Below are 13,237 nucleotides of genomic sequence, written 5' to 3' on the forward strand. Positions count from 1 at the left end.
TCAGGCGCCCCAGCGTATGACGCTGGGGCGCCGCATCATTTCCGCCAACAGCCGCCCCTGAAACGGGTCTTGGCCGCTATCGTGGTACGGAAGCTTGCGGTCACAACCTGCTAGGGGGAAACCGTGGCGCTGAAGCCCGAGCCGACCGCGCCGTTCCACTCGGTGCGATACGTCTTGCGTGTCCTGGAGACGGTCTCCAAGCACGGTGGCGGGGTCACCGACGTCCAGATCGCACGCGAGACCGGCCTGCCGACGGGCCATCTCGCTCCCATGCTTGCCATGCTCCGCCGCGAGGGTTACGTGGAGCAGGTCGCCGACGGTGCTTATGTCATCGGTGACTCACTCGTCCTGCTCGGCTCGGGCGCCACCCGCAAGGAGGCCCTGGAGGCGAAACTCCAGGACACCCTGACGGAGCTCCGCGACTCGGTGGGCGCGGCCGTCTACATCAGTCGCTACATCGACGGCGAGGTCAAGATCACCCAGTTCGCCGACGGGCCGCGCACGCCGAAGGTGAACGAGTGGGTGGACTTCCGCTCGGCCGCCCACGCCAGCGCGGTCGGCAAGTGCCTGCTCACCCAGCTCGACGTGAACGGCCGCCGCGACCATCTCTCGCGCCACAAGATCGCCCGGCTCACCTCGCGGACGATCACCAGCGAGCAGCTGCTGTTCTCCAAGCTGGACGCCCAGCCGCCGACGGTCCCCGTCCTCGACCTCCAGGAGTACGCGGTGGGCACGGTCTGCGCCGCGGTTCCGCTGACGGCGGGCTCGTCCGTGGGCTGCCTGGCGCTGTCGCTGCCGATCGAGCACGCGCACCGGCTGCGCGCGGCGGCGGACACGCTGAACCGCAGGGCCGCACCGGTGGTGCTGTCGCTGGCGATCTAGGGTCTTCCGTTCAGATCAGGCCGGATCGGCATGTGCCTCCCCCACGCCCGCAGGGCGTGGGGGAGGCATGGTCCAGCCATGCCGACCGGCGTCGCCCGGGGCGGCGGCCGGGGTGGTCCGGAGCACCCCCTCGGACCAGGTACTATTTACGGGTCAGCAGGCGCCGCTAGCTCAGTTGGTTAGAGCAGCTGACTCTTAATCAGCGGGTCCGGGGTTCGAGTCCCTGGCGGCGCACAGACAGCACAAGGCCCCTCACCTCGGTGAGGGGCCTTTGCCGTGCTCAGACCGCGGGCTCCTCGGTCGGGGCGGACACCCCGAAGACGGAGACCGCCTGGTAGTACGTCCAGGCCGTCGAGTTGCACGAGGTGCGCGTGGCGCCCGAGTACCCGGCGCACACCCGCTTCAGATCCTCGTAGAACGCCGAGTCCAGGCGCGCCTTGTTCGCACCGAACGTGCCGGCCGCCTTGTAGTTCCGATAGCCGAAGTCATGACGCGCGCATGACATCTTGAAAGGAAAGCCGAACGGGTTGTCCGGCGAGGAGGAGCAGTAGTCCGTGGACCAGTCGAAGCCGTAGGCGCTCCAGGCGCCCTGGTTCGCCCGGGCCGCGGCCCAGGCGTTGTAGCTGGATGCGCTGGTCTGCGTCCAGGAGCTGAGGACCTGGGGCTTGTCGGCGGGGGCGGCCGCCGCGGTGCCCGCCGTGACGAGCACGGCGGGCAGTGCGAGAGCGGCTGCGGCGAGGGGGAGGGCAAGTCGGCGACGCATGCAGAACCTCCGGGCGGCGAGCGGGAGTTGGTGCACGCACGTGGCCTGGCCACGGCAGCTCCAGAGTCCCGCTCGACGCGCGTCCTGCACAGCATTCGCGCGCCGATCGGAGAGTGAACTTTGCCCGACCGGACGGCACCCTGACACGGCAGTGACGCCCGTTGCCACCGGGGACGTTGCGGCGGGGGCAGGCTCAGCGGAGGAAGGCGAGCACCGCGAGCACGCGGCGGTGGGTGTCCTCGGCGGGGGCAGATCCAGCTTGGCGAGGATGTTGCCGATGTGCTTGCCGACGGCGGCCTCGGTGACCACGAGCTCCCGGGCGATCGCGGCGTTCGACCTGCCCTCCGCGACCAGAGCGAGCACCTCCCGTTCGCGCGGGGTGAGCGCGGCGAGCGGATCACGGCGCCTGCGCAGCAGCTGCCGTACGACCTCGGGGTCGACGACCGTGCCGCCGGCGGCGACCCTCGTGAGGGCCGAGACGAACTCCTCCACCTGGCCCACCCGGTCCTTGAGCAGATAACCGACGCCCGACCCGTCGCCGCTGTCGAGAAGTTCGGCGGCGTACTCCCGCTGCACGTACTGGCTGAGCACCAGCACCGGCAACGAGGGCTGCCCGGCGCGCAGTTCGACCGCGGCGCGCAGCCCCTCGTCGTGGAAGCCCGGCGGCATCCTGACGTCGGTGACGACGATGTCCGGGGCGTGATCGGTGACCGCGTCGCGCAGTGCGGCGGCGTCGCCCACCGCGGCGACGACCTCGTGGCCGAAACGGGTGATCAGGCCGATCAGCCCCTCGCGCAGCAGCACACTGTCCTCGGCCAGGACTACCCGCAGAGCGCTCGGCACGGGATCTCCACTCGCAGCAGGGTCGGCCCGCCCGTCGGGCTGTCGACCGTCAGTGTGCCATCGAGGACGGCGAGCCGGTCGCCGAGCCCGGTCAGCCCGGAGCCGTGCGCAGGGTCGGCACCGCCGCGTCCGTCGTCGCCGATCTCGACAGTGAGCCGCGCACCCGTGTGCCGGGCGATGACACGTGCCTGTCGCGCACCGCTGTGCTTGGCGACGTTGGCGAGCGCCTCGCAGACGGCGAAGTACGCAGCGGTCTCGACCGACCGGTCGAGCCGGGGCAGTGCGATGTCGGTGCCCACGGGCACGGCCGAGCGGTCCGCGGCGTCCTCGATCGCCGCGCCCAGGCCGTAGTCCACGAGGACCTGGGGGTGGATGCCGTGGATCAGTTCGCGCAGTTCGGTCAGGACCCGGCCCGCCTCGTCGTGCGCCGCGGCGAGACGGTCGGCGAGCGGTCCGTCCGGGGCGTCCAGCCGGGCCAGCCCGAGGGTCATCGTGAGTGCGACGAGCCGCTGCTGGGCACCGTCGTGCAAATCCCGTTCTATGCGCCGCCGTTCGGCCTCGAAGGCGGTGACGAGCCGAGCCCGGGAACGGGTCACCTCGGCCAACCGGTCCCGCAGTTCACGCTCGCGCGGCGCGAGCAGCAGACGCGTGAGCTGGGCGCGCGCCCCGGCCAGTGCGGTGAGCGGATACAGCAGCGCGGGCAGGAGGAGCAGGCCGAGTGCCGCGGCGGCGAACGCCTGCGGACAGGTGGTGACCAGGACCGTCTTCACCACGCGGGCCTCCTCGCCGTCCAGCGCCAGCTGGACGGGCACGGCCATCAGCCCGGCGGGCAGCCCGATCGCGACGGCGACGGCCGCCAGGTCGAGCGGCCACAGCACGAGCGCGTGCAGCAGCCCGTACGCGAACTCCCGCCAGGTCGACTGCTCCGCGAACCGCACCCGCAGCCATGCCGAGAGGCCGGGGGCTTCGGGGGTGCGGTGCGGTGCGGGCGCCGGCCCGGGTTCGACGAGCCGGAGCCTGCGCCGCTCGGCGGCGGCGAGCGCGATGCCGCCGAGGACGAGCAGCGGCAGCCCGACGAGGACGAGCGAGAAGGCGCCGAGCACGAGCAGCCCGACGAGGGCGACAACTCCGGTGACGGCGCTGCTCGCCAGATACGCGACCGCCCGCCAGGGCCATCGCGTCCGCAGGAAGTCCCGCCGGGTGAGGGCCTGCCAGGGATTTCGCGGGGCGTCCATGCCGTCACGCTATGCGGCGGTGCCCGGGGCGGGCGAGGGGCCCAGGGGGTGGCCGGGGGGTAGGGCCGGCCCTACCGTGGCTCGCCCCGCACGTCCGTCTGCTGCGGCGTGATCCGGAAGGGAGACCTCCCCGGAGGTGGCGCCGACGGAGCCGACCACCGCCCGGTCCGGCGGGGGCCCGGGAGTGGTCGGCTCCGGCGACCGCGGCACGCGCCGTTGCCCCGGCGGCGGTTGGGGGCCGTCGGGTAGGGGATGGCGTGTGCGCGGCGACCTGGTTCCGCCGGCCGGACGCTCCGGTGTCACGGACGCCCGGCCGGACTGCCTGTCAGAACTGCACGTCGGAGCAGGCGTAGAACGCGTTGGCCGTGTCGTGGACGGTCCACACCGCCAGGATCAGATGGCGGCCCGACCTCTGGGGCAGGTTGCCGGAGTGGGACAGCGTCTCGGGCGGCTGGTTGCCGCCGTAGGGGACGGTCAGGAACGGCTGCGACTCCAGGGCAGCGCGGGTCAGGGGCTGGTTGGGGTTCCAGCCGCTCTTGGTGATGAAGTACTTGAAGTCGGTGGTGCGGTGGCGGGCGGTGAACCGCCAGCTGAAGGTGTAGTTCTGGCCCGAGCTGACCTTGGTGGTCGGCCAGGCTCCGCCGCGGGGATCGTCGAGCTCGGCGAACTGGCCGAGGCCGGCGGAACAGATCCTGCCGTCGGCGGGACCCGCGGCCGGGAAGCCCTTGGGGCCCTCGACGCTCTGCGGTTCCCACTGGATCTGGCCGCAGTTGCTCACCGTCTTGTTGGCGCAGAGCTTCTGGCGGCTGATGGGCGACTCGGTGTAGCCGTGGCTGCTGGCGCTGCCGGTGGCGAGCAATGTCGCGCCCGTCACGGCGAGGCCCACCACGGCCGCACCTATCTTCTTTCGCATGCTGGCTCCAGGAAGAACGTGGGGGTGTTCTCGGGACGTGCTGCACGCGTGCGATACTGCCTACTGCGGTCTAGACCAAGTTCCAATGTATTGACGGGCGTTCACCATGTCCAGACCAATTGTTGACCGGCTCTTGGCCCTCACGAAGCCTCCACGGCCCCGGCTCGGCCCGTGTAGAAGGCGATGGTGAGGTCCTTCACCAGCACCTTGCGCTCGTAGTCGTCCGGGTCGACGAGTCCCCGCTCGGTCAGCCGGCCCACCGCGTCTTCCACAGCGTCGACCACACAGGTGAGCACACTGTCGCGGTGCCGGGCGTCGATCGCCGCGATCCGCCGGCGCTGGATGGCCTCGGCCACCCCGGGCGCGTAGTCGAGCGACGTCGGCTGAGCGGTGAAGATCTCGATACCCGCGGGCGCGCACTCCGCCGCGAGCGTCTTCATCAGCGTGTCACCGACGGACTCCGCGTTGCGCAGCGTCGGACCCCCGTCGCCGAGGGAGATCTCGGCGTCGAAGGCGGAGGGGCCGTCGGCCGGCAGCTGCGAGAGCACCCGCGCCGTCGCCGACTCGACCTGCCGGGCCAGATACGTCTCGTGGTCCGCGATGCCGAGCACGGCACGCGCCGTGTCCTTGACCCGCCACACAACGAGCACCACCACGCGCAGCGCGGTGCCGTCGGCATCGAACACCTCCATCGGCTCGCTGCGCCAGTGCCGCAGCCGTACGTCCACACGGCGGCGCAGCACCAGCGGGCTCACCCACACCAACCCCGTACGCCGCACGCTGCCCCGGTAGTCGCCGCAGAGGGTGAGGACCCAGGCATGCCCGACGCGGCCGCGGCCGAGACCGCCGAGCCCGAAGAGAGCCAGCAGCACCCCGAACGCGAGCAGGCACCACAGCCCGATGCCGATGCCCCGGAACGGGGGAGGTGTCACGCCGAACACCCTCCCGACCAGGTCCGGCACCGCACCGGTGCCCCACAGCAACGCACCGATCCCGGCGAGCGAGCAGGAGCCGGCGACGAGCCCGATCCAGCCGGGCAGCACGGGACCGGGCCGTTCGACGAGCGCCGGGTCGACGGGCGGGGCGGGCCGGGGGAGCGCCCCGGCGGGCTTCGGCTGCCGGGACCGGCCGCCGGGTGCGGCCCACGGCGGCGGGGCCGACGGGTCGATCTTCGGCTGTTCGCCCGTGCCCCGCCGCCGGGAGATGATCGCGGGCCGCAGCCCGGGGGGCAGCATCGGCGGCCCGCTGTCGTCACGGAAGAGCAGATGTACCGGGATCTCGGCCGTCGTCTCGCTCGCGATGACCGGATTCCGCCGCGGGCCGTCGGACGGCATGCCGTCGTCCGGGTCCGACATCGTGGTGTTCATGCCGCCTCGGCTTTCGCTCTGTTCGTGGTCGGTTGCCTTGTGACTGCCAGGTGTTGTCGGTCAGCGCGGCGCGAAGAGCAGCCGCCAGGTCCGGGGACCCGGGTAGCCGTCGGCCGCGCTGCCGCTCCAGCCCTGCGCCCGCTGGAACGCCTGGACGTTGCGCCGGTCCGCCTCGCCCCACCGCGGTGAGGGGCCCGTCGTGTAGTGCTTGCCGTAGCCGCGCTTCACCAGCTGATTGCCGAGCTGGGTGACGTGGGCGCCGGACCTGCCGGGGCGGAAGTGCCCGTGCCCGGGGAAGGCGGGCGGCTGGGCGGTGGAACCGCCGGTCGGCGCGACCGGGACGTTCTTGCCCTTCGCGGTCACCAGCAGCCGCCAGGTCTCGGGGCCGGGCAGCCCGTCCGCATCCGCGCCGCGCCAGCCCTGGGCGATCTGGAACGTCCGGGTGGCGCGCCGGTCGGCCTCGGACCAGCGCGGTCCGGGCCCCTTGACGTAGAAGCGCTTGCCGCCGCGTGCGACCAGCAGCTCGCCGAGCCGGGTGACGGACCTGTTGTTCGCGCCCGGACCGAAGGCGGAGGTCCCCGGAAAGGGAGCGGCGGTGTTCTCGCTGCCGGCCGCGGCACTGACGACACCCTTGTAGCGGTACGCGACGTAGTGCGCGGAGTTGTTCCAGTACGCCATGGGCGTGGACTGCCTGCGGGTGTGGGGCTTGGTCTGCTCGTACGCGACGTAATGGCTGTGGGTGATGTCGGTCCAGCCGCCGAAGATCGTGACGTGCGAGCCCTTGGTGGGGTCGGCGGGGTTGTGGAAGAGAAGGATGTCTCCGGCCTGCAGGTCCTCGCGGCTGATGCGGTCGCCGAACTTGGCCAGGCTGCCGGTCCACTCGTTGCCCGCAAGGTTCCAGGCCATCGACACATAGCCGGAGCAGTCCTGCCGATAGCCGTCGGACCAGTACTTGGACATGCTGTACGGCACCTTGGCGGTGACCCACTTCTTGGCGCGGTCGATGATGTCGGCGCGGGTCGACGCGCGCAGCGGTGCCCCGGTCGCCGGTTTCCCGGACGGCCCGTGGAGGGGTCCGGCGGTGCCCTGCTCGGTGTCGGGCGCGGGGTCGGAGACCGACGCGGCCCGTGCGGCCCCGGCTCCGGCGGCCGGTCCGGCGATCGGTCCGGCGATCGGTCCGGCGATCGGTCCGGCGATCGGTCCGGCGGCGGACGCGGTCCCCGCTCCCCCGCCGCCCAGCACGACACCGGCGGCGGTGGCCAGGACCAGCGCCCGGCGGCAGCCGTGCGCCGCCGGGTGGGCCCCGGCGGCGAGCGAGCGGCGGTGCGCCACGCATCCGGCGCAGTCGCAGTCGTGGGCGGGCTCGTACTCCTCGAAGACCGGCACGGTCGTCATGCGCGTCCCCTCCGCTGTGCACTGGGCAAGATCTTCTGACGGTGTTTCACGGGCGCCAGTGTGCCAACCGTCCGGACAAAACGCATTTTGACGTATCAAAGGGTAAAAACGATGACCCGCGAACCTTGGGCGCGGCGGCCCGGTGGCGGGTCCCGGATCGGAGCACCCTCCGGAGTCCGGTAGAGTTCTCCAGGTCAGCAGGCGCCGCTAGCTCAGTTGGTTAGAGCAGCTGACTCTTAATCAGCGGGTCCGGGGTTCGAGTCCCTGGCGGCGCACGCGAAACCGAGGCCCCCTCACTGCGGTGAGGGGGCCTCGGTCGTTCCCTGACTTACGCACCGGCGACCGTTTTCGGCCACATCAACAACGGCCGACAACCCATGCACAAGGGTTCACAATTCGCTCGTATGACCGGTTAACGTCCCGTTTCACCCTTGCGATCATGACGGGGCTCGGACAACCTATCCTGAAGCAGACGCCCCAAGCGGGCGTCTGGTTTGCGTATTTGGGGGCGATACGGAGGGGACGCCCCTGGTGCAGGAGCGCCGACCGGGGCCCATTCACGGGTCCATCACGCGACCGGCATCATGCAACCGAAAGGTGACCGTTTCATGTCTCCAAGGACGGTGGCCAGCAACTGATATGTCCGGGGTGCCGGCCGAGGGGACCCTGCGGCCCGGACGACCACGACCGACCATGCGCGCAGTGATGCTGCGCGCGGGGGGATGACTCATGACGTCGACGCCAGACGGCGCCCGGCAACGCGACGACTCGTCGCGAACCACGCAGCTGAGGGTGCCCGCCCATCTGCGCGCGGCCGGCGCGCGGCTGCGCCCCAAGAAGGCCCTGCCGCGGTACGACTACGAGCACTACAGCCGGCTCGCAGGACCCCTCACCCAGCCCGACCCGACCCGGCCCTACAAGGTCCAGTACCGCTCACTGCTCTCGCAGGAGCCGCACCGCATACGCGCGGCGCTGCTCCTCGGTGCCGCCCCCCTGCTCTCGCTCGGCCTGTTCGTGTGGCTGATGCAGCCCCAGCACTGGACCGAGCGCGACCCGAACCTGAAGAACGACACCCTCCTCGTCCTCGACATCGTCATGCTGGTCTCGATCGGCCTGATCGAGCTGTTCCGGACGATGAACGTCCTCTCCAACGCGCACGCCACCCTCGTCGCCCGCGACCCCGTCCCCGTCGTGCCCGAGTCCGGCACCCGCGTCGCCTTCCTCACCTCCTTCGTCCCGGGCAAGGAGCCCCTGGAGATGGTGACGAAGACCCTGGAGGCGGCCGTGCGGATCCGCCACCGGGGGCTGATGCACGTCTGGCTGCTCGACGAGGGCGACGACCCCGCGGTCAAGGAGGTCTGCGCCCGCCTCGGCGTCCACCACTTCTCCCGCAAGGGCATCGCGAAGTGGAACCAGGCCAAGGGCGCCCACCGCGCGAAGACCAAGCACGGCAACTACAACGCCTGGCTCGAGGCGCACGGCGGCGACTACGACTTCTTCGCCTCCGTCGACACCGACCACGTCCCGCTGCCCAACTATCTGGAGCGGATGCTCGGCTACTTCCGCGACCCGGATGTCGGCTTCGTCATCGGCCCCCAGGTCTACGGCAACTACGACACGTTCGTCACCAAGGCCGCCGAGTCACAGCAGTTCCTCTTCCACGCCCTGATCCAGCGCGCGGGCAACCGCTACGGCGCACCGATGTTCGTCGGCACCTCCAACGCCGTGCGCATCCGGGCGATCAAGCAGATCGGCGGTCTGTACGACTCGATCACCGAGGACATGGCGACGGGCTTCGAGATGCACCGCGCCAAGAACCCGGCCACCGGCAACAAGTGGCGCTCCGTCTACACCCCCGACGTGCTCGCCGTCGGTGAGGGACCCACGGCCTGGACCGACTTCTTCACCCAGCAGCTGCGCTGGTCCCGGGGCACGTACGAGACGATCCTCAAGCAGTACTGGAAGGGCTTCGGCACGCTGCCGTTCGGCAAGCTCTTCAACTACACGATGATGATCATCTTCTACCCGATGTCCGCGCTCAACTGGATCCTCGCGGCGCTGAGCTGCGCGTTGTTCCTCGGCATGGGCGCCTCGGGTGTGCAGATCGACCCGGCGATCTGGATGATGCTCTACGGCAACGCCTCGGCGCTGCAGATCGGCCTCTACATCTGGAACCGCCGGCACAACGTCTCGCCGCACGAGCCCGAGGGCTCGGGCGGTCTGGCCGGCATGGTGATGTCCGCGCTCTCCGCGCCCATCTACGCGCGCTCGCTGATGGACGCCATACTGCGCCGCAAGAGCTCGTTCGTGGTGACCCCCAAGGGCGACTCGTCCAGCCCGGACACCCTCTTCGGCACCTTCCGCATCCATCTGTTCTTCATCGCCGTCTTCGGCGGCTCCCTCGCCTCCTCGTTCTGGTTCGGGCACGACCATCCGGCGATGATCACCTGGGCCGGTCTCGCCCTGCTGATCACGGCGGCGCCCATCTTCGCCTGGCGGCACGGGGTCCGCGACGAGAAGAAGAAGCGCCGCAGGCGGCACGCGGGGGCCGAGCGGCCCCCGGGGGACGGCGGCACCGGCCCGCATGTGCCGCAGCAGCGGCCCCGCTCCGCGGCCCCCGCGCCGGGCGCACCGGCAGACACGGACGCAGTCACCGACCAGACCATGCAGATCGCCCTTGGGGGACGTAAGAAATGAGCACGATGCCCGCGCGGCAGAACCACCGCAGGAACCGCGCCCGCCGCATAGCCATCGGCGCGGCGGTCATCGCGGTGGTGGCCGGGTTCAACGGGCCCGCCATGTGGCGTTTCGGCTCCGACCAGTACCACGACTACAAGATCAACAAGCCGGAGTACAAGGCGGCGAACGGCCACTGGGACTTCCTCGACGTCCCGGCCGACCACCGGATCAACTCGATCCACGCCGCCCTCCTGCACACCGGCAAGGTGCTGCTGATCGCCGGCTCCGGGAACAACCAGAAGAACTTCGACGCCAAGAAGTTCGAGTCCGTGCTGTGGGACCCGAAGGACAACTCCTTCAAGATGATCCCCACCCCCAAGGACATGTTCTGCGCCGGGCACACCCAGCTGCCCGACGGAAAGCTGCTCGTCGCGGGCGGCACCAAGCGCTACGAGAAGCTCCAGGGCGACGTCTCCAAGGCCGGTGGCCTGATGATCGTCCACAACGAGGACCCGGACGCGCCCAAGACCCTGCCCGCCGGTACGAAGTTCACCGGCAAGGAGAACGGCAAGACGTTCGTCTCGAAGGACCCCGTCCTGGTGGAGAAGGCCAAGAAGGTCTTCGACCCGGCCACGGGCAAGTTCCTGCGCAACGACCCCGGGCTCGGCCGGATCTACGTCGAGGCCGAGGAGTCCGGCAAGCAGTACGAGACGGGCACCGAGGACAACTACCGGGTGCAGGGCCTCGGCGGCGCGGACGCCCGCAACGTCTACGGCATCGCCCAGAAGCTCGCCCTCGACAAGAAGGACTTCCAGGGCATCAAGGAGGCCTACGAGTTCGACCCGGTCGCGGAGAAGTACATCACCGTCGACCCGATGAACGAGGCCCGCTGGTACCCGACGCTGACCACGCTGAAGGACGGCAAGGTCCTGTCCCTGTCCGGCCTCGACGAGATCGGACAGATCGTCCCCGGCAAGGACGAGATCTACGACCCCGAGACCAAGTCCTGGGAGTACACCGGGATCATCAGGAAGTTCCCCACCTACCCGGCGATCTTCCTGATGGACAACGGCAAGCTCTTCTACTCCGGTTCCAACGCCGGCTACGGACCCGCCGACGTCGGCCGCGACCCCGGTGTCTGGGACCTGGAGACCAACAAGTTCAGCAAGATCCCCGGTCTGTCGGACCCGGACCGGATGGAGACCTCCGCGACGGTCATGCTGCCGCCCGCGCAGGACCAGAAGTTCATGGTCATCGGGGGCGGGGGCGTCGGCGAGTCCGAGAAGTCCAGCAAGAAGTCCCGGCTGGTCGACCTCAACGAGTCCCGGCCCCGTTTCAAGGACGGCGCGTCGCTCGACAAGGGCACCCGCTACCCGAGCGCCTCGCTCCTGCCCGACGACTCCGTACTCGTCACCGGCGGCTCCGAGGACTACCGCGGCCGCGGCGGCAGCAACGTGCTCCAGGCCCGTACGTACGACCCCGTGTCGGGGACGTACAAGCGGGTCGCCGATCCGCAGGTGGGGCGCAACTACCACTCGGGCTCGGTGCTCCTGCCCGACGGGCGCGTCATGATCTTCGGCTCGGACTCGCTGTTCGAAGACGCGGCCAACACCAAGCCGGGTGTCTTCGAGCAGCGCATCGAGATCTACACCCCGCCCTACCTCTACCGCGACACCAAGCCGGAGATCGCGGGCGGACCGAAGAAGGTCGCGCGCGGCGGCAAGGGAACGTTCGAGGTCAGGAGCACCAAGGGTGTGAAGACCGCGAAGCTGATGCGGCCGAGCGCGGTCACGCATGTGACGGACGTCGACCAGCGGTCGATCGCGCTGGACATGAAGAAGACCGCGGACGGCATCGAGGTCACGGTGCCGAAGAACCAGGCGCTGGTGCCGTCGGGCTGGTACATGCTCTTCGTGACGGACGAGGACGGCACGCCGTCCGAGGGTGTGTGGGTCGAGGTGCCGTAGCCCTCGGTCGTGCCCGCCGGCACGGACATGGCGAAGGGGTGTTCCCGGTCACGGGAACACCCCTTCGCCATGTCCTACTTGGTGTTGCGGGCCAGTTCGAGTGCGTACTGCGGGTACCAGTCGCCGGCCTTCGGGCCGCCCTTGCAGTCGCCGTCCGACTCGCCCGGGCGCTTGATCCACAGATAGCCGTCGACCAGCGGGTCACCCGTCTTCGTCGTCGGCGGCTCGCCGAGCGCCCGGCCCGGCGGATTGCACCAGTTCTCCTTCGGGTCGCCCCCGGTGTACGGGCCGTTCCCGTTGCGGCTGGTGTCGATCACGAAGGGCTTGCCGCCGACCTTCGCCGAGAGCTTGCGTCCGAACTCCTTGCTCGCCACGGTGGTCTGGAAGTTGGAGACGTTGACCGAGAAGCCGTCGGCCTTCTCGATGCCCGCCCACTTCAGCGGCTCGAACAGTGAATCGGGCTGCGACCAGCCCGCGTTGCCCGCGTCCAGGTAGACCTTGGTCGACGGCTGCTGCTTCAGCCGCTCGATCGCGCCCTTCAGCAGGTCGTAGCGCTCCTCGTGGTACTCGTCCGGCGTGCAGCCGTCCACCAGGTGCAGCACCGCGTCCGGTTCCAGGATCACCGTCGCGCGCCGGTCGCCGATGCCCTTGGCCACGTTGTCGATCCACGCGCGGTAGGCGTTGCCGTCGGCCGCGCCGCCCCTGGAGAACTGGTCGCAGTCGCGGTGGGGGATGTTGTAGAGCACCAGCAGGGCGTCCCGGTCCGCCTTCGCCGCCGCCTCCGTGAAGCCCTTGGCCTCGGCCTCCGGGTTGTCCGGACCGATCCACTCGCCGACCGGCTGCTCGGCGATCCTCCTGATCAGGTCCGCGTTCTTGCTGTCGCCGCCGTCGCGGTACGCGGAGACCTGCCGGGCCGCCTTGCCGTCGGGGTTGACCCAGTACGGGTCGTCGCCCTTGGGCTGCTGGCTCACGGCCGGCTGTGCGCCGGCGTCACCGTCGCCGGAACAGCCCGCGAGCAGCAGCACCGTCCCCGCCGCGATCGCAGTCGTACCCGCCCGGACACGCCGACCGACCGAACTGCCGTACATCCACTCCCCCTTGGTGCACCATGCATGAAACCGGCCCCCCGGACTCCCCCGGACAAGACCGGTCGAACCATCCTGGCACACCCGCCGCGGGGCCCACGCTGCCCG

At 70.3% G+C, this 13,237-nt stretch carries 9 protein-coding genes, 2 tRNA genes and 1 pseudogene; 5 read left to right on the plus strand and 7 right to left on the minus strand.

Annotation, left to right across the window (positions count from 1 at the left end; genetic code table 11):
• Positions 1 to 123: 123 nt before the first annotated feature.
• Positions 124 to 882 (plus strand): IclR family transcriptional regulator, encoded by a 759-nt coding sequence (locus tag AC067Z_RS06850; RefSeq protein ID WP_478788388.1) that lies wholly within the window; start codon positions 124 to 126, stop codon positions 880 to 882.
• 160 nt (positions 883 to 1,042) lie between these two features.
• A tRNA-Lys gene (locus AC067Z_RS06855) sits at positions 1,043 to 1,116 on the plus strand.
• A gap of 46 nt (positions 1,117 to 1,162) precedes the next feature.
• Here AC067Z_RS06855 and AC067Z_RS06860 read toward each other — a convergent pair.
• The 6 genes and pseudogenes from AC067Z_RS06860 to AC067Z_RS06885 all read right to left on the minus strand — a co-directional run bounded on the left by AC067Z_RS06860 (position 1,163) and on the right by AC067Z_RS06885 (position 7,398).
• On the minus strand, positions 1,163 to 1,645 hold the full coding sequence (locus AC067Z_RS06860; protein WP_478788389.1) for a phospholipase: 483 nt from the start codon (positions 1,643 to 1,645) through the stop codon (positions 1,163 to 1,165).
• Positions 1,646 to 1,838: 193 nt separating this feature from the next.
• Positions 1,839 to 2,488, minus strand: a pseudogene (locus tag AC067Z_RS06865) (response regulator).
• Positions 2,467 to 3,723: a sensor histidine kinase gene (locus AC067Z_RS06870; RefSeq protein WP_478788390.1), complete on the minus strand. Its 1,257-nt coding sequence runs from the start codon at positions 3,721 to 3,723 to the stop codon at positions 2,467 to 2,469. The pseudogene AC067Z_RS06865 and the gene AC067Z_RS06870 overlap by 22 nt, the downstream one beginning before the upstream one ends.
• Before the next feature lie 325 nt (positions 3,724 to 4,048).
• The gene (locus AC067Z_RS06875) at positions 4,049 to 4,636 is read right to left on the minus strand and encodes a lytic polysaccharide monooxygenase auxiliary activity family 9 protein (RefSeq protein WP_478788391.1); all 588 of its coding nucleotides are present in this window, start codon (positions 4,634 to 4,636) and stop codon (positions 4,049 to 4,051) included.
• 140 nt (positions 4,637 to 4,776) lie between these two features.
• A complete protein-coding gene (locus AC067Z_RS06880; RefSeq protein ID WP_478788392.1) occupies positions 4,777 to 6,003 on the minus strand; it encodes an SPFH domain-containing protein in 1,227 nt (408 codons plus the stop codon).
• 60 nt (positions 6,004 to 6,063) lie between these two features.
• Positions 6,064 to 7,398 (minus strand): peptidoglycan-binding protein, encoded by a 1,335-nt coding sequence (locus AC067Z_RS06885; protein WP_478788393.1) that lies wholly within the window; start codon positions 7,396 to 7,398, stop codon positions 6,064 to 6,066.
• 201 nt (positions 7,399 to 7,599) lie between these two features.
• On the opposite strand from AC067Z_RS06885, the gene AC067Z_RS06890 reads away from it, so the two are divergent.
• The 3 genes from AC067Z_RS06890 to glxA all read left to right on the plus strand — a co-directional run bounded on the left by AC067Z_RS06890 (position 7,600) and on the right by glxA (position 12,044).
• Positions 7,600 to 7,673: transfer RNA gene (locus AC067Z_RS06890), tRNA-Lys, on the plus strand.
• A 454-nt stretch (positions 7,674 to 8,127) separates the two neighbouring features.
• Positions 8,128 to 10,095: a glycosyltransferase family 2 protein gene (locus AC067Z_RS06895; RefSeq protein ID WP_478788394.1), complete on the plus strand. Its 1,968-nt coding sequence runs from the start codon at positions 8,128 to 8,130 to the stop codon at positions 10,093 to 10,095.
• Entirely contained in the window at positions 10,092 to 12,044 is a 1,953-nt protein-coding gene (gene glxA, locus AC067Z_RS06900; RefSeq protein ID WP_478788395.1) for a radical copper oxidase GlxA, read from the plus strand. The genes AC067Z_RS06895 and glxA overlap by 4 nt, the downstream gene beginning before the upstream one ends.
• 74 nt (positions 12,045 to 12,118) lie before the next feature.
• Here the strand turns inward: glxA and AC067Z_RS06905 are convergent, their stop codons facing one another.
• Positions 12,119 to 13,132, minus strand: coding sequence for a glycoside hydrolase family 6 protein (locus AC067Z_RS06905; protein ID WP_478788396.1), 1,014 nt, complete (start codon positions 13,130 to 13,132; stop codon positions 12,119 to 12,121).
• Positions 13,133 to 13,237 lie beyond the last annotated feature (105 nt).

The sequence above is a fragment of the Streptomyces sp. NPDC043812 genome (assembly GCF_056436245.1).